The 22,519-nt window shown below is 73.7% G+C and carries 5 protein-coding genes; all 5 read left to right on the top strand.

The window, feature by feature from the left end; genetic code table 11:
• Positions 1-35: 35 nt before the first annotated feature.
• The 5 genes from E6R60_RS09985 to E6R60_RS10005 all read left to right on the top strand — a co-directional run bounded on the left by E6R60_RS09985 (position 36) and on the right by E6R60_RS10005 (position 22,515).
• The gene (locus E6R60_RS09985; RefSeq protein WP_136326117.1) at positions 36-1,262 is read left to right on the top strand and encodes an acyltransferase; all 1,227 of its coding nucleotides are present in this window, start codon (positions 36-38) and stop codon (positions 1,260-1,262) included.
• Positions 1,259-2,482, top strand: a complete 1,224-nt coding sequence (locus tag E6R60_RS09990; protein ID WP_136326118.1) for a cytochrome P450 — start codon at positions 1,259-1,261, stop codon at positions 2,480-2,482. The genes E6R60_RS09985 and E6R60_RS09990 overlap by 4 nt, the downstream gene beginning before the upstream one ends.
• A gap of 20 nt (positions 2,483-2,502) precedes the next feature.
• Positions 2,503-2,697, top strand: a complete 195-nt coding sequence (locus tag E6R60_RS09995) for a ferredoxin (RefSeq protein WP_136326119.1) — start codon at positions 2,503-2,505, stop codon at positions 2,695-2,697.
• Between the two features lie 2 nt (positions 2,698-2,699).
• Positions 2,700-3,638 (top strand): alpha/beta hydrolase, encoded by a 939-nt coding sequence (locus E6R60_RS10000; RefSeq protein ID WP_136326120.1) that lies wholly within the window; start codon positions 2,700-2,702, stop codon positions 3,636-3,638.
• Positions 3,639-3,720: 82 nt separating this feature from the next.
• Positions 3,721-22,515 (top strand): type I polyketide synthase, encoded by an 18,795-nt coding sequence (locus E6R60_RS10005; RefSeq protein WP_136326121.1) that lies wholly within the window; start codon positions 3,721-3,723, stop codon positions 22,513-22,515.
• Positions 22,516-22,519: the final 4 nt, after the last annotated feature.

Raw genomic sequence — 22,519 nt, forward strand, 5'->3', positions numbered from 1 at the left:
CGGGCCAGTTTCGGACAAGTCGGAGGTCATCAGCCATGCCAGGCTCCCCAGCACCGTCCACCCCGCCACCGCCCGCCCCCGGCCGGCCGCGGGCCGCCAGACTGCCCTCCCTCACCGGGATGCGCTTCCTGGCGGCCCTGCTGGTCTTCGCGTTCCACACCACCTTCCAGACCCGGTTCTTCGGGGGTGAGGTGGGCGACACGCTGGGCGACACGTTCGCCCACGCCGGTTTCTACGGGGTGACGTTCTTCTTCGTGCTCAGCGGCTTCGTCCTGACCTGGTCGGCCCGGCCCGGGGAGGGCGCGCCCCGCGTCTGGCGGCGCAGACTCGTGAAGATCTTCCCGAACCATCTGGTCACCTTCGTGGCCGCCGCCGTCCTGATGGCGGCCGCGTCCGAGGTGTTCACCGCCAAGGGCGTCCTGGCCAACCTCTTCCTCGTGCAGGCGTGGATACCGGAGATCCAGGTGCCGAACACGATGAACGCCGTCAGCTGGTCGCTGTCGTGCGAGCTGTTCTTCTATCTCACCTTCCCGTTCCTGCTGCCCGTCCTGGAGCGGCTGACCGCTCGCCGGCTGTGGACGGTCGCCGGCGTGCTCGCCGCACTCACCGTGCTCGTGCCGGCGGTCAGCAGCTGGGCGGTGTCCGGCACGCCGCTGCCGTTCATCGCGGACGGTTCGCTGTCCTTCGAGCAGATCTGGTCCGTCTACTTCTTCCCGCCGGTCCGGGCCATCGAGTTCGTGCTCGGCATGATCGCCGCACGGCTGGTGCTGACCGGCGCCGTCCCGCGCATCGGGCTGCTGCCCGCCGCGGTGATCGCCGTGGGCGGTTACGTCCTCAACTCGTCGGTTCCGTATCTGTACGGTGTCGCGGGCACCGGCGCGCTGTGGCTCACCCCGCTGGTCGTCGCCGCCGCGCAGGCCGATGTCCGGCAGACCGCATCGCCCTTCCGGGGCCGGGTACTGGTGCGGCTCGGCGAGCTCTCGTTCGCGTTCTACATGGTGCACGGACTGGTGGTGACGTACGGGCACAAGTGGCTCGTCGCCGGCGAGGACCTGTCCGGAGCCGCGGCGGCCGCCCTGCTGCTGGCCGCCCTTCTGGCCGCGCTCGCCCTGGCCCACGCCTTGTTCACCTGGGTCGAGGCCCCCGCCGTACGCCGGTTCAGCGCTCCGCGCGCGAAGCGTCCGGCAGGGTCCGAAGCGGCTCCCCCGTCGGCGCCGGCGCCTGCCGTCGTCCCGCTCACCGTTCTGGAGGCCGGGGAATGACCGGAACCAGCACCGCCCCATCGACGCAGGGCCAGGAGCTGCCCGCGTATCCGCAGGCGCGCGGCTGCCCCTTCCAGCCGCCCGCCGGCTACGACGCGTACCGCGAACAGGGACCCGTCTCCCTGGTCGAGCTGTACAACGGGCGCCGGGTATGGGCGGTGAGCGGCCACGCGGAGGCGCGTCAGGTCCTGCTCGACGCGGCCACGTACTCGTCGGACCGGGTCCATCCCCACTACCCCGCGACCGCCCCGCGCTTCGAGTCGGCGCGCAAGGTCCGCAACTTCATCGGCATGGACCCGCCCGAGCACACCGTCCAGCGGCGCATGCTGCTCACCAACTTCACCGTGCGCAAGGTGCAGGCGCTGCGGCCCGGCATCCAGCGGCTCGTGGACGAACTGATCGACGCGATCGAGGCCAAGGGCCCCGTCGCCGATCTGGTTCCGGACTTCGCCCTGCCGGTGCCGTCCGTCGTCATCTGCGAACTGCTCGGCGTGCCGTACGCCGATCACGGGTTCTTCGAGCAGCAGTCCCGCCGGGTGGTCACCGGGACGACGAGCCTGGAGGACAGTGCCGACGCGTTCGCGCAGCTCGCCTCGTACCTGGACGGGCTGATCCGGCGCAAGGAGGAGGAACCGGGCGAGGGTCTGCTCGACACCCTCATCGCCGAACAGCTGGCCACCGGTGCGCTCACCCGCCGCGACCTGGTCGACATCGCGCTGCTGCTGCTGGTCGCCGGGCACGAGACCACGGCGAGCGCGATCGCGCTCGGCGTCCTCACCCTGCTGGAGAACCCGGAGCAGCTCTCCGCCCTGCGCGCCGACGCGTCGCTGCTGCCGGGCGCGGTGGAGGAGCTCCTGCGGTACATGGCGATCGCCGACGGCGTCGCCCGGTTCGCGACGGCCGACACCGAGCTCGGCGGGCACCGGGTCCGGGCGGGTGACGGAGTGATCGTCGTCATCTCGTCGGCCAACCGGGACGACGAGGCGTTCCCCCGGGCCGACGCCTTCGACGTGGGGCGCGGCGCCCGCCACCACATCTCCTTCGGACACGGGGTCCATCAGTGCATCGGCCAGAACCTGGCCCGGGCCGAGATGGAGATCGCGCTGTCCACGCTCTTCCGCCGGCTGCCGGGGCTGCGCCTCGCCGAACCCGCCGGGCAGCTGCCGGTCAAGGAACCGGGCGGTGTCCAGGGCATCTGGCGCCTGCCCGTCACATGGTGATCAGAAGGGAACCGGAAACCATGCACATCAAGGCCGATACACAGCGGTGTCTGGGCGCGGGTCAGTGCGTCCTGTCCGCCCCCGACCGCTTCGACCAGTCGGACGAGGGCACGGTCCTCGTCCTGGAGGACCGGGTGGACGGCGCGGCCGAGGAGGCGAGGCTGCGGGACACCGTGGCGCTCTGTCCCTCGCAGGCCATCGCTCTGGAGGCCTGAGCATGCCGGTGACGGGACGGCTGGCCGAAGCGGTCGCGGACCATCGAGCGGGTCCGCGGCCGCTGCGTGAACTCCCGGCCGTGCCGGGGGTCGAGGTGACGGAGCGGTGGGTGCCGGGGCCGCCCGGGTCACCGGAGGTCCGGGTGCGGGTGTACCGGCCGGCCGGGGCGCGGTCCGCGCTGCCCGCGGTGCTGTGGATCCACGGCGGGGGCTTCGTCCTCGGCAATGTGGACTCGGTCCACCACTCGGCGGCCCAGGCGGCAGCGTTCGCCTCGGCGGTGGTCGTCGCGGTGGGCTACCGGCTGGCGCCGGAGGATCCGTTCCCCGCCGGGCTCGACGACTGCTGGGCCGCACTCGAGTGGACGGCCGGGAACGCGAAGGAGATGGGGGCGGATCCGGCCCGGCTCGCGGTGGCCGGGGCCAGTTCCGGTGGCTGTCTCGCCGCCGGGCTGACCCTGCTCGCCCGGGACCGGGGCGGGCCCGGGCTGGTCTTCCAGCACCTGAGCACTCCGGTGCTGGACGACCGGCTGGAGACGGGCTCGATGACCGCCTACGTGGACACGCCCGTCTGGAACCGCCGGCTCGCTCAGGAGAGCTGGGAACTCTATCTGGGCGCGGGCGTGGGCGACGCTCCCGTGCACGCCTCCCCGGCACGCGCCGGAGACCTGAGCGGGCTGCCCCCGGCCTACATCTCGACCGCGGGTCTCGATCCGCTGCGCGACGAGGGGCTGCTGTACGGGCTCCGCCTGGCGCAGGCCGGGGTGCCGGTGGAACTGCACAACTTCCCCGGCGCGTATCACGCGTTCGGCGGGCCGGCGGACACACCGGACCCTGACGAGCAGCATCGCATCGCACGGGAGCACCTGACGGCGTTGCGGCGCGGACTGCACCCGGCCGGGGCGGGGAACACCGGCGGCCCCGACGGCGCCGGGACGATTTAGAACGCGCAAAGGCCGCCGTTAGCGCGGCTGGGGAGGGTGGGTCTCGCCGGGTCGTTCTCGACGAGGGAGTACGTCACAGATCATGCGTAGCGCCCACTCCGCACCTATCGCCGTCATCGGTCTCGCCTGCCGCCTCCCCGGCGCGCCCGATCCCGCCGCCTTCTGGCAGCTGCTCAGCCGCGGGGAGGACGCCGTCCGGGAGGCGCCCGCGGGCCGGCTGTCCGCCGGGGTCCCCGCCCGCGGGGGCTTCCTCGACGAGGTGGACCGGTTCGACGCCGCCTTCTTCGGGATTCCGCCACGCGAGGCGGCGTCGATGGACCCCCAGCAGCGGCTGCTGCTGGAGCTGGGCTGGGAGGCTCTGGAGGAGGCCGGGATCGTCCCCGGCGTCCTCGCCGGCAGCCGTACCGCCGTGTTCGCCGCCGCCATCTGGGACGACTACGCGGCACTCCACCACCGCCGAGGCGATACGGCCGGGGACCGCTACTCCGTGACGGGCCTGCACCGGGCCGTCCTCGCCAACCGGCTCTCCTACGTGCTGGGCCTCACCGGTCCGAGCCTGACCGTGGACGCGGCCCAGTCCTCGTCGCTGGTCGCGGTCCATCTCGCCTGCGAGAGCCTGCGCAGCGGTGAGTCCGACCTCGCCGTCGTCGGCGGTGCGAATCTGATCCTCTCCCCCGGCAGCAGCGCGGACAGCGCGAACTTCGGGGCCCTGTCGCCCGACGGCCGGTGCTTCACGTTCGACGCGCGCGCCAACGGCTACGTACGCGGCGAGGGCGGCGTCGCCGTCGTCCTCAAGCCGCTGGACAGGGCCCGGGCCGACGGTGACCGGGTGCACTGCGTGATCCTGGGCAGCGCGGTCAACAACGACGGAGCGTCCGAAGGGCTCACCGTCCCGGACCGGGCCGCGCAGGAAGCCGTGCTGCGCGAGGCCGGCGCCCGCGCGGGGGTCACGGCCGACGAGATCCAGTACGTCGAGCTGCACGGCACGGGCACACCCGTGGGCGACCCGGTGGAGGCCGCCGCGCTCGGTGCGGCGCTCGGCGCCGGCCGCCCCGCCGACGCGCCGCTCCACGTCGGGTCGGCGAAGACGAACGTCGGTCATCTGGAGGGCGCGGCAGGGCTGGTGGGGCTGCTGAAGGCTACTCTGTCCGTCTCCCGGCGCCGGATTCCGGCCAGCCTCAACTTCGACCGGCCCAATCCGGCGATCCCGCTGGCGGACCTGGGCCTGCGGGTCCGGACCGAGGAGGGCCCATGGCCGCGGGAGGACCTGCCGCTGATCGCGGGGGTCAGCTCCTTCGGCATGGGCGGGACCAACTGCCATGTGGTGGTGGCGGACGGGGCGAAGAGGGGTGCCGCCGCGTCCGGTGAGGGCGGGGACGCAGTGGCGGGCTCCCGACCCTCCGCCCGGGCCGCGGCCTTGCCGGACACCGGGGGACCCCGTGCGTCCGGTGAGGGCCGGGGCGAAGCAAAGGGCTCCGGGGGCTCCGGGGGCTCCGGGGGCTCCGGGGGCTCCGGGGGCTCCGGGGAGGCTGGGGAGGCCCGGGGCTTGCCGGACACCGAGGGAGCCCGGCCCCTCCCCTGGCTGCTCAGCGCCCGGGACAGCCGGGCCCTGCGGGGTCAGGCCGCCCGGCTCCGCGACCATCTGGCGTCCGCCGGGCCCGTCCCCTCGCCCCTCGACACCGCCTATTCCCTCGCCGCCACCCGCACCCTCTTCGACGAGCGGGCGGTCGCGGTGGCGGCCGGCCGGGATGCGCTGCTGCGCGCCGTCGAGGCTCTGGCCGAGGGCCGGGACGACCCCGCCCTCCTGCGCGGCAGGGCGGACACGCGGTCCCTCACGGCGTTCCTCTTCACCGGGCAGGGCAGTCAGCGCGCCGGGATGGGGCGCGAACTGTACGCCGCGTACGAGGAGTTCGCCGCGGCCTTCGACCGTGTCTGCACCGCTTTCGCCCCGCATCTGGACCGCCCGCTCAAGGACATCGTCCTTGCGGCGGAAGGATCCCCCCAGGCCGCGCTGCTGGACGAGACGCGGTACACACAGCCCGCGCTCTTCGCCGTCGAGACGGCGCTCTTCCGGCTGGTGGAGCACCTGGGCCTGCGGCCGGACCGGCTCGCCGGGCATTCGATCGGCGAGCTGACCGCCGCCCATGTGTCCGGCGTGCTCTCGCTCGACGATGCCGCCCGTCTCGTGGCCGCACGGGGCCGGCTGATGCAGGAGCTTCCGGCGGGCGGCGCGATGGCCGCGGTGGAGGCGACCGAGCAGGAGGTGATCCCGCATCTCACCGGCCGGGTGTCGGTCGCCGCCGTCAACGGTCCGCGCGCGGTCGTCGTCTCGGGCGACGAGGCCGAGGTCCTCAGGATCAAGGGCGTCTTCGCCTCCCAGGGGCGCCGCACCCGCAGGCTGACGGTCAGTCATGCATTCCATTCGCCGCTGATGGAACCGGTCCTCGACGCCTTCCGGCTGATCGCCGGGGAGCTGGAGTTCCGTGCGCCGAGGATTCCGGTCGTCTCGAACGTCACGGGCGCCTACGCGACCGCCGGGGAACTCGCCTCACCCGAGTACTGGACACGGCACATCCGCGACGCCGTCCGCTTCCACGACGGACTGCGCACGTTGCGGGACGACGGTGTGGGTGTCTTCGTCGAGCTGGGCCCGGACGCCGTCCTGACCGCCCTGGCCCGCGAATCACTCGGTGACGGGCAGCCCGCACCGCTGTCGGTCCTGCGGCGCGGGCGGCCCGAGCCGGAGACCCTGATGACCGCACTGGCCCGGGCGCACGTGCGCGGCGCCCGGGTGGACTGGGCGGACGCACTCGCGGGACGGGGCGGCAGGACCGTCCCGCTGCCCACGTACGCCTTCCAGCGGGACCGCCACTGGCTGGACGGCCCGGCCGCGGCGCCGGACACGGCGGTGCCCGCGGCCGCCCCCGCCCCCACTCCCACGCCAGTCGACACGCCTTCGGGCCGCGTGTCGCACCAGCCCGGGGCGGCGTCCGACACGGAACTGCTGGACCTGGTCCGGACGCAGGTCGCCCTCGTACTGGGCCATGTCACGGGCGACGCCGTCGATCCCGGCCATGCGTTCAAGGACCTCGGGTTCGACTCGCTGGCCGGGGTGGAACTGCGCGACCGGCTCCAGACCGCGACCGGTCTCCCGCTGCCGTCGGCCCTCGTCTACAACCACCCCACGACGGACGCCGTCGTCCGGCTGCTCCGGGAACGGCTCGACGGGGCCACGGGCCGGGCCACCGCTGGTACGCCGGTCTCCGGCACGGGCACGGCGCTCCGGGCGGACGAACCGGTCGCCATCGTGGGCATGGCCTGCCGCTACCCGGGCGGGGTGGCCTCGCCGGAGGACCTGTGGAAGCTGGTCGCCGAGGGCACGGACGCCATCGGCCCGTTCCCCGCGGACCGGGGGTGGGACCTGGCGGCGCTGTACGACCCGGACCCGGACCGGCCCGGCACCTCGTACGTCCGGGAGGGCGGATTCCTCCACGGGGCGGGCGAGTTCGACGCGGCGCTCTTCGGGATCAGCCCGCGCGAGGCGGCGGCGATGGACCCGCAGCAGAGGCTGCTGCTCACCACCGCGTGGGAGGCCTTCGAGCGGGCCGGGATCGCACCCGACAGTCTGCGCGGCAGTGCGTCCGGGGTGTTCATCGGCGCGACCGCCCAGGACTACGGGCCCCGCCTGCACGAACCGGCCGAGGGGCTGGACGGCTATCTCCTCACCGGCAGCACGTCGAGCGTGATCTCCGGGCGGGTCGCCTACACCTTCGGTCTCGAAGGACCCGCGGTCACTGTCGACACGGCGTGCTCCTCGTCCCTGGTGGCCCTGCACCTGGCGGCCCAGGCACTGCGGCAGGGCGAATGCGATCTGGCCCTCGCCGGCGGCGTGACCGTGATGCCGACGCCGGGGATGTTCCTGGAGTTCAGCCGGCAGCGCGGCCTCGCGCCGGACGCGCGCTGCAAGGCGTTCGCCGCCGGCGCCGACGGCACCGCGTGGTCGGAGGGGGTGGGGCTGCTGCTCGTGGAGCGGCTGTCCGACGCCCGGCGCAACGGTCATGAGGTACTCGCGGTCGTACCGGGCTCCGCCGTGAACCAGGACGGTGCCAGCAACGGCCTCACCGCGCCCAACGGCCCCTCGCAGGAGCGGGTGATCCGCCAGGCCCTGGCCCACGCCGGCCTCGACACCTGCGATGTGGACGCGATGGAGGCGCACGGGACCGGAACGCGTCTCGGCGACCCGATCGAGGCCGGTGCCCTGCTGGCCACGTACGGACAGGGACGCCCGGCCGAACAGCCGCTGCTGCTCGGCTCGTTGAAGTCGAACATCGGGCACGCCCAGGCGGCGGCCGGGGTGGGCGGCATCATCAAGATGGTCGAGGCCATGCGCCACGGCGTCCTGCCCCGCACCCTGCACGTGGACGCCCCGTCGCCGCACGTGGACTGGGAGGCGGGGGCCGTAAGGCTTCTGACGGAAAAGACCGCCTGGCCGGATCACGACCGGCCGCGGCGTGCGGCCGTGTCGTCGTTCGGCATCAGCGGGACCAACGCCCACGTCATCCTGGAACAGGCCCCCGAACCGCAGGAACCCGCCGTGCCCGCGTCGGACGGCAGCGAGCCGGTGCTGTGGCCGCTGTCCGCTCAGAACGCCGGCTCCCTGCGCGAGCAGGCCGGGAGGCTGCGTGCGTATGTCGTGGAACACCCGGAGGTCGAACCTGTCCAGCTCGCCTCGGCCCTGCACAGGGGCCGGGCACGTCTTGAGCATCGTGGGGTGGTGCTGGCGGGTGACCGGGAGCAGGCACTCGACGCCCTGACCGCACTCGCCACCGACCAGGAACACCCCTCACTCGTCCGAGGCACCGCAGCACCCACCCCCCGCATCGCCTACCTCTTCACCGGCCAAGGCAGCCAACGCCCCCGAATGGGCCACACCCTCTACCAAACCCACCCCGCCTTCGCCACCGCACTCGACGACGTCTGCGACGCACTCGACCCCCACCTCGAACACCCCCTGCGCGACATCATGTTCGCCGCACCAGACACCACCCGAGCAGAACTCCTCAACCAGACCCGCTACACCCAACCCGCCCTCTTCGCCCTCGAAACAGCCCTCCACCACCTCCTCGCCCACCACGGAATCACCCCCCACTACGTCACCGGCCACTCCATCGGCGAACTCACCGCCGCACACATCACCGGCATCCTCACCCTCCCCGACGCCGCACTCCTCATCGCCACCCGCGCCCACCTCATGCAATCCGCACCCACCGGCGGAGCCATGACCGCCATCGAAGCAACCGAAGAACAAATCCAGCCCTACCTCAACGAAAACATCGCCCTCGCCGCCATCAACAGCCCCACCTCCCTCGTCATCTCAGGCGACCACGACCCCATCCACCAAGCCACCCAAACCCTCAGACAACAAGGCCACCGCACCCACCCCCTCACCGTCAGCCACGCCTTCCACTCCCACCACATGGACCCCATCCTCAACCAATTCCACGAAACAGCCCAAACCATCACCTACCACCCACCCCACACCCCCCTCATCACCCAAGGCGACCCCACCACCCCCCACCACTGGACCAACCAAATACGCAACACCGTCCGCCACCACGACAACATCACCACCCTCACCACCCACCACACCACCACCTACCTCGAACTCGGACCCGACGCCACCCTCACCACCCACACACCCCACACCACCCCCCTCCTCCGCAAAAACCACAACGAAAACCACACCTACCAAACCGCCCTCGCCACCACCCACACCCAAGGCACCCCCCTCACCACCCACCAGAACACCCCCCACACACCCACCCACACCCACCTCCCCACCTACCCCTTCCAACCCACCCACTACTGGCGGGTGCCGAGTCGTTCCACGGCCGGTCCGGAACCCCTCGGCCTCGCGGCGGCGGACCATCCCTTCCTCGGGGCGTCGGGTGAACTCGCGGAACAGGGCGGCACCGTGTTCAGCGGCCGGCTGTCGCGGGATGCCCACCCCTGGCTCGCGGACCACGAGATTTTCGGCCACGTCCTTCTGCCCGGCACCGCCCTCGTGGACCTCGCGCTCGCCGTGGGCGAGGCCGTGGACGCGCCGAGAGTGGCTGAACTGACGCTGGAGGCGCCGCTCCTGCTCCCCTCCACCGGTTCCCCGCTGCTCCAGCTGGCTGTCGGCCCGGCCGGCACCGACGGGGCGCGTTCCCTCAGCATCCACACCCGTCCGGACGCGGCGAGCGACTGGACCCGGCACGCCACGGGCACGCTGGCTCCGCCCACGGACACCCGGCCGGCCGTCGCCCCGGACGGCATGTGGCCGCCGCGCGGCGCCGAGGCCCTCGATGTCGAGACGCTGTACGAACGGCTCGGCCTGCTGGGTTACACCTACGGGCCCGCCTTCCGTGCCGTACGGGCCGCATGGAGGAACGGTGACGACCTCATCGCCGAACTCACGCTCCCGGACGAGCTGCTGGATCAGGCGGCGGACTTCCCGATCCACCCGGCCCTGCTCGACGCGGCCCTGCATCCGCTGGTCGGCCGCGAGGCGCAGGAGGGTGCGGGGCTGCCCGTGCCCTTCGCCTGGTCGGGCATCGAACTCTTCGCCACCGGCGCCACCACCGTGCGGGCCCGATGGTCGTCGGGGCGGCTCACGGTCACCGACCCGGCCGGCCATGCCGTCCTGTCCGCCGAGTCGCTGACCCTGCTGCCGGTCGACGCGGCGGCGCTCGGCACACCCGGCGGCCCCACGCCCGTCCCGCACCGCATCGACTGGGTGCCCGTCGCCCAGGAGGCCCCCGCGCAGTCCCGCCCGGTGCACGCGGACGCACTGGAAGACCTGGCGCCGGACGGGCCCGTGCCCGATCTCGTCGCCGTGAGCGTTCCGCCGGGGCGCGGCGCGGCCGCGCACACCCTGGGCCTCGTACGGGAATGGCTGGACCGGGAACGCTTCGCCGATGCGCGGCTGCTGTTCGTCACCCGTGGCGCACTGGCCGCCGCACCCGGCGACTCCGTGCCCGATCCCTGGTCGGCGGCCGCGTGGGGGCTGGTTCGCTCGGCACAGGCGGAGCACCCCGGACGGTTCGCCCTGGCGGACGTCGACGGGGAGGCGCCGGACCTCGCCCTCCTGGCGCAGGCGTCGATCGATGAGCCCCAACTCGCTCTGCGCCGTGGCGCCTTGTTCGCACCCCGGCTCGCCCGGAGCAGCGCACCCCGGTCCACGGCCGTGGGCCGTGACTACGGTGATCGCACCGTCCTGATCACCGGCGGGACCGGCGGGCTCGGCCGGCTCGTCGCCCGGCACCTCGTGGCCCACCACGGGGCGCGGCACCTGCTGCTGCTGAGTCGTCGCGGGAAACGTGCCGAAGGCGCAGCCGAGTTGGCCCGCGACCTCGCCGACGCGGGGGCCGAGGTGCGGTTCGCGGCCGGGGACGCGGCCTCGCGCGAGGACCTTTCCGAGGCTCTCGCCTCGATCCCGTCCGCACATCCCCTGGGCGCCGTGTTCCATCTGGCCGGCGTTCTCGACGACGTGACGATCGGCGGCCTCACACCGGACCGGCTGGAGGCCGTGCTCCGCACGAAGGCTGACGCGGCCTCGCACCTGCACGAACTGACAGCCGATGCCGAGCTGACCGATTTCGTGCTGTTCTCGTCCGTCGTCGGCATCACGGGCAACGCCGGACAGGCCGGCTACGCGGCCGCCAACACCTATCTCGACGCCCTCGCCCAGCACCGCCACGCCCTGGGGCTCCCCGCCGGCTCACTCGCCTGGGGCCTCTGGGACCGGAACGACGGGATGGGCGGGGACCTGGGGGCGACCGCACTGGCCCGCTGGGCGCGGTCGGGGCTCGCCCCGCTGTCCGTCGCCGACGGGCTGGCGCTGCTCGACGCGGCGCTCGCCGGCGGGGATCCGGCACCGGTCCTCGTGCGGATCGACGCCGCGGCGCTGAGTTCGAGGGCGGCGGGAGGCGCTCTTCCCCCGGTGCTGCGCGGCCTGGTCCGTACGCGGCGCCCCCGCGCCTCGGCCGCGACCGCCGAGCCCTCGGGTGCGGGCTCCTGGGCACAGCGCACCAGCGTCCTCCCGGAGGAGGAACGGCAGCACACCGTCACCGAGCTGGTGCGGACGACCGTCGCCACGGTGCTCGGCCACACCACCCCGGCGACCCTGGACGACTCCCGCGCCTTCCGGGACCTGGGCTTCGACTCCCTCGCGGGTGTCGATCTGCGCAACCGGCTCGCCGCGGCCACCGGTCTGAGGATCTCCACCACGGCCGTCTTCGACCACCCCACCCCCCGCTCCCTGGCGGGCCACATGCTGACCCTGCTGCCCGGAGGCTCCGCCGCTCCGGCCCCCGGCGCCGTCACCGGAGAGCGGGCCACCGGCCAGGACGATCCGATCGTGATCGTCGGCATGGCCTGCCGCTACCCGGGCGGCGTCGCGTCGCCCGACGATCTGTGGAACCTCGTCGCGTCGGCGCGGGACGCCATCGGGGACTTCCCCACCGACCGGGGCTGGGACCTGGCGAACCTCTACGATCCCGACCCGGAACACCTCGGAACGTCGTACGCCCGCGAAGGCGGATTCCTCTACGGGGCCGGGCGGTTCGACGCCGAGTTCTTCGGGATCAGCCCACGCGAGGCCCTTGCGGCCGATCCGCAGCAACGGCTGCTCCTGGAGACGGCGTGGGAGACGTTCGAGCGGGCCGGCATCGACCCCGGCACCGTGCGCGGCAGCCGCACGGGAGTCTTCGCCGGGGTCATGTACAACGACTACGGGTCGAGGTTCCTCAAGGCTCCGCAGGATCTGGAGGGCTATCTCCTCACCGGCAACACGTCGAGCGTGATCTCCGGGCGGGTCGCCTACACCTTCGGTCTCGAAGGACCCGCGGTCACCGTCGACACGGCGTGCTCCTCGTCCCTGGTGGCCCTGCACCTGGCGGCCCAGGCACTGCGGCAGGGCGAGTGCGATCTGGCCCTCGCCGGCGGGGTCACCGTGATGGCCCGCCCCGACACGTTCGTCGAGTTCAGCAGGCAGCGCGGACTCTCCCCCGACGGCCGGTGCAAGTCCTTCTCCGCCTCGGCCGACGGCACGGGCTGGTCGGAGGGGGTCGGGCTACTGCTCGTGGAGCGGCTGTCCGACGCCCGGCGCAACGGTCATCAGGTACTCGCGGTCGTACGCGGCTCCGCCGTCAACCAGGACGGGGCCAGCAACGGCCTCACCGCACCCAACGGCCCCTCACAGGAACGGGTGATCCGCCAGGCCCTGGCCGGCGCGGGGCTGCGGGCCTCGGAGGTCGACGCGGTCGAGGCGCACGGGACGGGCACCCGGCTCGGCGACCCGATCGAGGCCCAGGCACTTCTGGCCACCTACGGTCAGGAGCGGCCGGGCGACGAGCCTTTGCACCTGGGCTCGTTGAAGTCGAACATCGGGCACGCCCAGGCGGCGGCCGGGGTGGGCGGCATCATCAAGATGGTCGAGGCCATGCGCCACGGCGTCCTGCCCCGCACCCTGCACGTGGACGCTCCGTCGCCGCACATCGACTGGGAGGCGGGGGCCGTAAGGCTTCTGACGGAAAAGACCGCCTGGCCGGATCATGACCGGCCGCGGCGTGCGGCCGTGTCGTCGTTCGGGATCAGCGGGACCAACGCCCACGTCATCCTGGAACAGGCCCCCGAGCCGCAGGAACCCGCCGTGGCGGGCGACACGGACGACGGCACGCCCGTGCTGTGGCCGCTGTCCGCGCACAGCCCGGCCGCCCTGCGCGCCCAGGCGGCACGGCTCGCCACCTTCGTACGGGAACGGCCGGACTCGGCGGCCGCGATCAGCCGCACGCTCACGACGGGACGCGCCGCACTGGAACACCGTGGGGTGGTGCTGGCGGGTGACCGGGAGCAGGCACTCGACGCCCTGACCGCACTCGCCACCGACCAGGAACACCCCTCACTCGTCCGAGGCACCGCAGCACCCACCCCCCGCATCGCCTACCTCTTCACCGGCCAAGGCAGCCAACGCCCCCGAATGGGCCACACCCTCTACCAAACCCACCCCGCCTTCGCCACCGCACTCGACGACGTCTGCGACGCACTCGACCCCCACCTCGAACACCCCCTGCGCGACATCATGTTCGCCGCACCAGACACCACCCGAGCAGAACTCCTCAACCAGACCCGCTACACCCAACCCGCCCTCTTCGCCCTCGAAACAGCCCTCCACCACCTCCTCGCCCACCACGGAATCACCCCCCACTACGTCACCGGCCACTCCATCGGCGAACTCACCGCCGCACACATCACCGGCATCCTCACCCTCCCCGACGCCGCACTCCTCATCGCCACCCGCGCCCACCTCATGCAATCCGCACCCACCGGCGGAGCCATGACCGCCATCGAAGCAACCGAAGAACAAATCCAGCCCTACCTCAACGAAAACATCGCCCTCGCCGCCATCAACAGCCCCACCTCCCTCGTCATCTCAGGCGACCACGACCCCATCCACCAAGCCACCCAAACCCTCAGACAACAAGGCCACCGCACCCACCCCCTCACCGTCAGCCACGCCTTCCACTCCCACCACATGGACCCCATCCTCAACCAATTCCACGAAACAGCCCAAACCATCACCTACCACCCACCCCACACCCCCCTCATCACCCAAGGCGACCCCACCACCCCCCACCACTGGACCAACCAAATACGCAACACCGTCCGCCACCACGACAACATCACCACCCTCACCACCCACCACACCACCACCTACCTCGAACTCGGACCCGACGCCACCCTCACCACCCACACACCCCACACCACCCCCCTCCTCCGCAAAAACCACAACGAAAACCACACCTACCAAACCGCCCTCGCCACCACCCACACCCAAGGCACCCCCCTCACCACCCACCAGAACACCCCCCACACACCCACCCACACCCACCTCCCCACCTACCCCTTCCAACCCACCCACTACTGGCTGGACGCTACGGCGACCGCCGCGACCGAGGCGCTGCTCGCGCCCGCCGTCGAGCTCGCCGAGAGCGACGGTCTGCTGTTCACGGGTGAAGTCGGCACGGGGCTGTTCCCCTGGCTGGCCGACCACGCCATGGGCGGAGTGCCGCTCGTGCCCGCTGCGCTCTTCGTGGAACTGGCCCTGCGCGCGGGTGAGAAGGCGGACACCCCGGTGGTGGACGAACTGACGTCCGAGTCCCCGCTGGCGCTGCCGGCCGACGGCTCGGCGGTGGGCCTGCAGCTCGCGGTCGGGTCTCCCGACGCCACGGGCCGGCGGCCGTTCAGCGTGCATGCCCGTCCCGCCGAAGGCTCGCCCTGGGTACGCCATGCGTCCGGGTGGCTGGCGCCGCAGGACGACGAGGGACCGGCCCCCGAGGCGGCCTGGCCGCCGGCCGGTGCGCAGCCCACGGATGTCGCGCGGGTCTACGAGCGGCTGGAGGAGCTGGGATACGGCTATGGCCCGGCCTTCCGCAATCTGCGGGGCGCCTGGTCGGCCGGGGAGACCCTGTTCGCCGAGGTCGCTCTGCCGGAGGAACTGCGGGCCGAGGCGGACGCGTTCGCCCTGCATCCCGCGCTCCTCGACGCCGCCCTGCACCTCCTGCCGCTGCGCGACGGCGGCGCGGAGCTGAAGTTGCCGTTCTCCTGGTCCGGCATCCGGCTCCATGCCACCGGCGCCGAGGCGGTGCGCATCCGTCTGGAGCCGGGGGCCGGGGACGCCATGTCGTTGTCCTTGACCGACTCCGCCGGCGGTCCCGTCGCCTCCGTGGGCTCGGTGCATCTCCTGCCCGCCCCCGCCGTGGCTGCCGCCGCACCGTCCGGCGCCCATGCCGACGTGCTGTACGAAGTGGAGTGGACCGAACCGGCGGCGGGCACCGGCCGGGCCGGGGGTGTCCGGCCCGAGGCCGAGATCGCACGGATCGATCCCGCCCTGCCGGTGGCTGCCGCGACGCACCACGCCCTGGCCCTCGTCCAGGAGTGGCTGATGCGCGAGCGGCCCGCAGGCGCCAGGCTCGCCGTCCTCACCTCGGGCGCCGTGGCGGCCGGACCGGGCGAGGGCGTCCCCGGCCTGCCGGCCGCCGCGGTGTGGGGGTTGCTGCGCACGGCCCAGTCCGAGCACCCGGGCAGCTTCGTCGTCGTCGACACGGACGGCAGCGAGGCGAGCGAAGACGCGCTGAACGACGCCCTCACGGCCGGCGAAGCCCAACTCGCCCTGCGCGAGGGCCGGGTGCTCGTCCCCCGGCTGGCCCGGGCCGCCTCCGCAGCACGGAGCTCAAAACGGCCCCTGCTCGGCGGACCGGCCGGGGCGGGCAGCGTCCTCCTGACGGGGGCCACCGGAGCACTCGGCGCCACGATCGCCGAGCGGCTCATCACCCACCACGGCGTCCGGCACCTCCTGCTCGCCGGCCGGCACGGCCCGGCGGCCCCCGGCGCTCCCGAACTGCTGGCGCACCTCACCGGCCTCGGGGCCGACGTCACCCTCGTCGCCTGCGACACCGCCGACCGGGCCGCCGTCACCAACCTGCTCGCCGGCATCCCCGCCGCCCACCCCCTGAGCGCGATCGTGCACGCCGCCGGAGTGCTCGACGACGGGGTGCTGGAGGACCTGACCCCGGACCGGCTGGACGCGGTCCTGCGCCCGAAGGCGGACGCGGCCCTGCTGCTGCACGAGCTCACGGTCGAACTCGGCCTGGACCTCAGCGCGTTCGTGCTGTTCTCCTCGGTGACCGGAGTCACCGGCACGGCCGGCCAGGCCAACTACGCGGCCGCCAACTCCTATCTCGACGCCCTCGCCCAGCACCGCCACGCCCTGGGACTGCCCGCCACTTCGCTGGCCTGGGGCCTCTGGGACCAGAACGACGGCATGGGGTCCCGGCTGAGCGCCACGGATCTCGCCCGCCTCGCCCGTACCGGCATCGCCCCGCTCCCCGCCGGGAGCGCCTTGCGGCTCTTCGACGAGGCGCTCGGCTCCCGGAGCCCGCTGCTCGTCGCCTCCCGCTTCGCCACCGCCACCCTGGGCGAAGGCGGAGCTCCGATCCCGGCACCGCTGCGGTCACTGGCACCCAGGCGGCCGCGCAGAGCCGCCCACGCGAGCCCCCGGGACGCGGGTTCGGCGTTGGCCGGGCAGCTGGCCGGTCTCTCGGGCGAGGACGCCGAGCGGAAGCTGCTGGAGCTGGTCCGCACCACGACGGCCACCGTGCTGGGCCACACGGACCCGGAGGCGGTGCCCGACGGCCGTGCCTTCACGGATCTCGGCTTCGACTCGCTCGCCGCCGTCGACCTGCGCAATCGGCTCGGTACGGCCACCGGTCTGCGCCTGCCCACCACGCTGGTCTTCGACCATCCGACCCCGCGGGCCATCGCCTCCCTTCTGCGGACCGAGCTCGCCGGAACCGAAGCCGCCGTGACCCCGGTCACGGCGGCTGCCGCGGCCACCGACGAGGACCCGATCGCCCTCGTGTCCATGGCCTGCCGCTTCCCTGGCGGGGTCACCACGCCGGAGGAGTTGTGGCGCCTGGTCAGCGAGGGCACCGACGCCGTCTCCGGATTTCCCGCGGACCGCGGCTGGGACCTGGGCGCCCTCTACGACCCGGACGCCTCGCGCCCCGGCACCTCGTACGCGAGGGAGGGCGGGTTCCTGCACACGGCCGCCGACTTCGACCCGGAGTTCTTCGGGATGAGCCCGCGCGAGGCCCTCACCACGGACCCGCAGCAACGGCTGCTGCTGGAGACCGCCTGGGAGGCGTTCGAGCGGGCCGGGATCGACCCGGCCGGGCTGCGCGGCTCCCGTACCGGGGTGTTCGCGGGGGTGATGTACAACGACTACGGGGCCCGGCTGCACCAGTCGCCGAACGCGCCCGGCGAGGTCGAGGGGTACCTGGTCAGCGGAAGCGCGGGCAGTGTGGCCTCGGGCCGGGTCTCGTACACCTTCGGTCTCGAAGGACCCGCCGTCACCGTCGACACGGCGTGCTCCTCCTCCCTGGTGGCGCTGCACCTGGCCGCCCAGGCACTGCGGCAGGGCGAATGCGATCTGGCCCTCGCCGGAGGGGTCACCGTGATGGCCGGGCCCGCGACCTTCGTCGAGTTCAGCAGGCAGCGGGGACTCTCCCCCGACGGGCGGTGCAAGCCGTTCGCGGAGGCCGCCGACGGCACCGGGTGGGGCGAGGGTGTGGGGTTGCTGCTCGTGGAGCGGCTCTCGGACGCCCGGCGCCACGGCCATGAGGTGCTGGCCCTGCTCCGGGGCTCCGCCGTGAACCAGGACGGGGCGAGCAACGGCCTCACCGCCCCGAACGGCCCGTCACAGCAGCGCGTCATCCGCCAGGCGCTGGACCGGGCCGGCCTCACCGCCCGGGACGTGGACGCCGTCGAGGCGCACGGCACCGGCACCCGGCTCGGGGACCCGATCGAGGCGCAGGCGCTGCTGGCCGTCTACGGCCAGGACCGGCCCGACGGCAGGCCGCTGCTGCTGGGCTCGGTGAAGTCCAACATCGGGCACACGCAGGCGGCGGCGGGCGTCGCGGGCGTGATCAAGACCGTGCTCTCCATGCGGCACGGAACACTGCCCAGGACCCTGCACATCGACCGGCCGACCTCTCATGTCGACTGGTCGCAGGGCGGCGTCGAACTGCTCACCGAAACCACCCCCTGGCCGGAGCACGGGCGGCCCCGGCGGGCGGCCGTGTCGTCCTTCGGGATCAGCGGGACCAACGCCCACGTCATCCTGGAGGCGCCGGCGGACGCCCCGGCCTCCCCCGGGACGCCGGCCACCGGCGCCCCCGGCCCGCTCGTCCCGTTGCTGGTCTCCGGGCACACGGCCGGCGCGCTGCGGGCCCGGGCCGCGCAACTGGCCGACGTCCTCGAACGCCGGCCCGGGCTGAGCCCGGCGGATCTCTCGGCGGCCCACGCGGCCGGCCCGGGGCCCTTCGAGCACCGCGCCGCGTTCGTCGCGGCCGACCGGGAGGAGGCGCTGCGCGCGCTGGCCTCGGTCGCATCCGGCGAGAACCGGGGCGTCCTGGCGCCCGAGCGGGTGCGGACCGCTTTCCTCTTCACGGGCCAGGGCAGCCAACGCGCCGGCGCGGGACGGGATCTGTACGCGGCGTACGGCGTGTTCGCCGAGGCGTTCGACGAGGTCTGCGCGGCGCTCGACCCACTCGTCGGCCGCTCACTGCACGAGATCATGTTCGCCGACGAGGGCACCCCCGAGGCGGCCCTGCTGAACGAGACCCGGTACACCCAGCCGGCTCTGTTCGCCCTGGAGACGGCGCTGTTCCGGCTGGTGGAGCACTTCGGCGTGCGCCCCGACGCGTTGCTCGGGCACTCGATCGGATCGGCGGCCGCCGCGCACGCGGCAGGTGTGCTGTCGCTGGGCGACGCGGCGGCTCTGGTGGCGGCGAGGGGGCGGCTGATGCAGGACCTGCCGGCCGGGGGCGCCATGCTGGCCGTGGCGCTCGACGAGGAGTCGGTGACGCGGCTGCTGAGCGGACTCGAGGACCGTGCGGGCATCGCGGCCCTCAACGGGCCCCGCGCCACCGTGGTGTCGGGCGAAGCCGGAGCGGTGGACGAGTTGGCCGCCCGGGTGGCCGGGACGGGCGCGAGGACCCGAAGGCTCACCGTGAGCCACGCGTTTCACTCCCCGCTGATGGAACCCGTCCTCGCGGAGTTCCGCGAGGTGGTGTCCGGGCTGGAGTTCAGGGCGCCGAGCCTCACCGTGATCTCCGACCTCACCGGACGAACCGCCGATCCCGAGGACTTCGCCTCCCCCGACTACTGGGTCCGGCACGTCCGCGAGGCCGTCCGGTTCGCCGACGGCGTCCGCACGCTCGACGAACTGGGCATCGGAACGTTCCTGGAGCTGGGCCCGGACGCGGTGCTCGCGACCATGGCCGCCGACTCGCACCCGGAGGCGGTGCTGCTGCCGCTGCTGCGCCGCGACCGCTCCGGACTTCGCTCCGTTCCGGAAGCGCTCGGCGCACTGCACGCCGCCGGCGTCACCGTCGGCCGGGCTCTGTACGGGTCACCGGACGCCGGGAGGCGGGTCGGGCTCCCCACGTACCCGTTCCAGCGCGAGCGGTACTGGCTGGACCGGCCGGCCACCCCTCCCGGGGATGCCGGGGTCGAACAGGCGGGCCTCGGGGCCACGGACCACCCGCTGCTCGGGGCCGCCGTGGAACTCGCCGGCGGGACCGGCACCGTCCACACCGGTCTCCTCTCCCTGGACAGCCACCCGTGGCTGGCCGACCACGCGGTGCTCGGCACGGTGGTCCTGCCGGGAGCCGCACTGCTCGAACTCGCCCTGTACGCGGGCCGGGAGACCGGTGCCGCCATGGTGGACGAACTCACCCTCAGCGACCCGCTGCTGCTCCCGGAGAAGGGCTCGGTCCAGGTGCAGGTGAGTGTCGGAGCGGCCGGGGCGGACGGCCGCCGGACGGTCACGGTCCATTCCCGGCCGGACGCCGCCGAGCACCGGGGCGAGGCGGCCGGTGCGCCGTGGACCGTGCACGCTTCCGGGGTCCTCGCGCCGGACACGGCCGCACCGCGGGAGCCGGAGACGGGCGCATGGCCGCCGGCCGGGGCGGAGCCCGTCGACGTCGGTGGCGCCTACGCCGAGCTGGCCGCCCAGGGCTACACGTACGGGCCCGCCTTCCAGGGGCTGCGGGCCGCGTGGCGTGACCCGGCCGACGGCACCTGGTTCGCCGAGGTCGGGGCGGCCGAAGCCGACGAAGGCCCTCTCCTGTCCCCGTCGCTCCTCGACTCCGCCCTGCACCCCCTCGCGCTCGCGGGCCCCGGGCCGTCGGGCGGACTGCCGGTCCCGTTCTCCTGGAACGGGGTGCGGGTACACCCGGCGCGTACGGGGACGGCGCGCGTGCGGCTGTCTCCGGCCGGACCCGACACCACCGAACTGCTGCTGACCGACGAGGCCGGAGCTCCGGTGCTCTCCGTGGCGTCATTGGCGGTGCGCGAGGCGGATCCGGCACGGTTCGCGCCGGCCCGCCGGGACGGGGACGGGCTGTACCGGGTGGAGTGGACGACGTCGCCCACGCCCGAGGAGCAGACACCCGTGGTCGGTCTCGCCGAGGCGATCGGAATCGCCGACGCGGAGGGCGCGTTCGTCGGTGATGCCGTACTGGACGGGGCGGAGCCTTCCCTGCCCGGCCTCGCGCGGGCGCTGCGCGAGTGGCTGGCCGACGACCGGTTCGAGCGGGCCCGGCTGGTCGTCATGACGACCGGCGCGATCGCCGTCCGCGACGGGGACCCGGTGCCCGGGCTGGACCGGTCGGCCTGGTGGGGACTGGTGCGTACGGCCCAGACCGAGCATCCAGGGCGGTTCGTCCTGGTGGACACGGACGGCACGGGCCCCTCGGCCCTCGTACGGGACAGGGCGCTCGGGACGGAGGAACCGCAACTCGCCCTCCGGGAGGGCAGAGTGCTCGTACCCGGTCTGGCCGCCGTCCCGGTCGCCGAGGAGGGCGCTACGCCCCTGCCGGGCGCGGGGCGCGGCACGGTGCTGCTCACCGGTGCCACGGGTGCACTCGGCCGTCTGGTCGCCGAACGCCTCATCACCCACCACGGGGTCCGGCGCCTCCATCTGACCGGCCGCCGGGGCCCGGACGCACCCGGTGCCCGCGAACTCGTGGCCCGCCTCACCGGTCTCGGCGCCGACGTCACGCTCACCGCCTGCGACCTCGCCGACCGGGCCGCGCTCGCGGGGCTCCTCGATTCCCTACCGGTCCGGCATCCGCTGACGGCTGTCGTCCACGCGGCGGGGGCCACGGCGGACGCCACGCTTGAGGCGCTCACCGACGAGGCCTTCGCGACGGTTCTCCGGCCGAAGGCGGACGCCGCCCTGCTGCTGCACGAACTGACCCTGGAGCGGGGGATCGAGCTGGACGCCTTCGTCCTGTTCTCCTCGGTCGCCGGGGTCATCGGCAACGCGGGGCAGGCCAACTACGCCGCCGCGAACGCGTACGTGGACGCGCTGGCTCAGCACCGCGCCGCGCTCGGGCTGCCCGCGCTCTCCCTCGCCTGGGGGCTGTGGGAACAGGCCGGCGGCATGGGCGGGGCCCTGAGCGCTGCCGATCTGGCCAGGATCGCGCGTACCGGCATCGCGCCCCTGACCGCTGAGGAAGGGCTCGCCCTGTTCGACGCGGCGCTGACCTCCGGGCTCACCACCGCCGTACCGGCTCGGCTGGACACCGCCGCGTTGCGCCGTCTCGGTGACCCGGAACGCGTACCGCCGCTGCTCCGGTCCCTGGCCGGGCTGCCGGCCCGGCGGCCCGCCGCGGCGGGCGGGGCGGGCGGGGCGGGCGGCGGGCCCGTCGCCGATCTGGAAGGCGACGCCCCGTGGATCCGCAAGCTCGCCGGGGCCGCCGAGGCGGAGCGGCCGCGTCTCGTGCTGGATCTGGTGCGGGCGGCGGTGGCGGAGATCCTGGGACACCCGCCGAACCGGCCGGTTCCCGCCGACCGGGGTCTGCTCGACCTCGGCCTCGACTCGCTGACCGCTGTCGAACTGCGCAACCGCCTCGGTGCCGAGACCGGGCTGAGGCTGCCCGCCACGCTGCTCTTCGACCAGCCCACCGCGACCGCGCTCGCCACCCATCTCCACGGTGAGCTGACCGACCGGCTGCCCGGCGGGGCGGCATCGGCGCTGGCCCGCATCGACGAGCTGGAGACCGCCGTCGGCGGGGCCGCGCTCGGCGCGGAGGCCCGCGAGCGGATCACCGCCCGGCTGGCCGCCCTCCAGGCCAGGCTCGCAACAGCCGGTGACACGCCCTCAGTTGCCCCCGGCACGGACGACACCACCGCCACCCCCCAGCTGGACCAGGCATCCGACGACGAGCTCTTCCAGCTCATCGACGGACAGCTCGGCTCCGAATGATCCG

Origin of the sequence: Streptomyces sp. A0642 (genome assembly GCF_004795105.1) — a bacterium.
Lineage (GTDB): Bacteria > Actinomycetota > Actinomycetes > Streptomycetales > Streptomycetaceae > Streptomyces.

Excerpts from the sequence above, each read along its gene's own strand:
- E6R60_RS09985 (WP_136326117.1), top strand. The coding sequence starts at position 36 with ATGCCAGGCTCCCCAGCACCGTCCACCCCGCCACCGCCCGCCCCCGGC.
- E6R60_RS09990 (WP_136326118.1), top strand. The coding sequence starts at position 1,259 with ATGACCGGAACCAGCACCGCCCCATCGACGCAGGGCCAGGAGCTGCCC.
- E6R60_RS09995 (WP_136326119.1), top strand. The coding sequence starts at position 2,503 with ATGCACATCAAGGCCGATACACAGCGGTGTCTGGGCGCGGGTCAGTGC.
- E6R60_RS10000 (WP_136326120.1), top strand. The coding sequence starts at position 2,700 with ATGCCGGTGACGGGACGGCTGGCCGAAGCGGTCGCGGACCATCGAGCG.
- E6R60_RS10005 (WP_136326121.1), top strand. The coding sequence starts at position 3,721 with ATGCGTAGCGCCCACTCCGCACCTATCGCCGTCATCGGTCTCGCCTGC.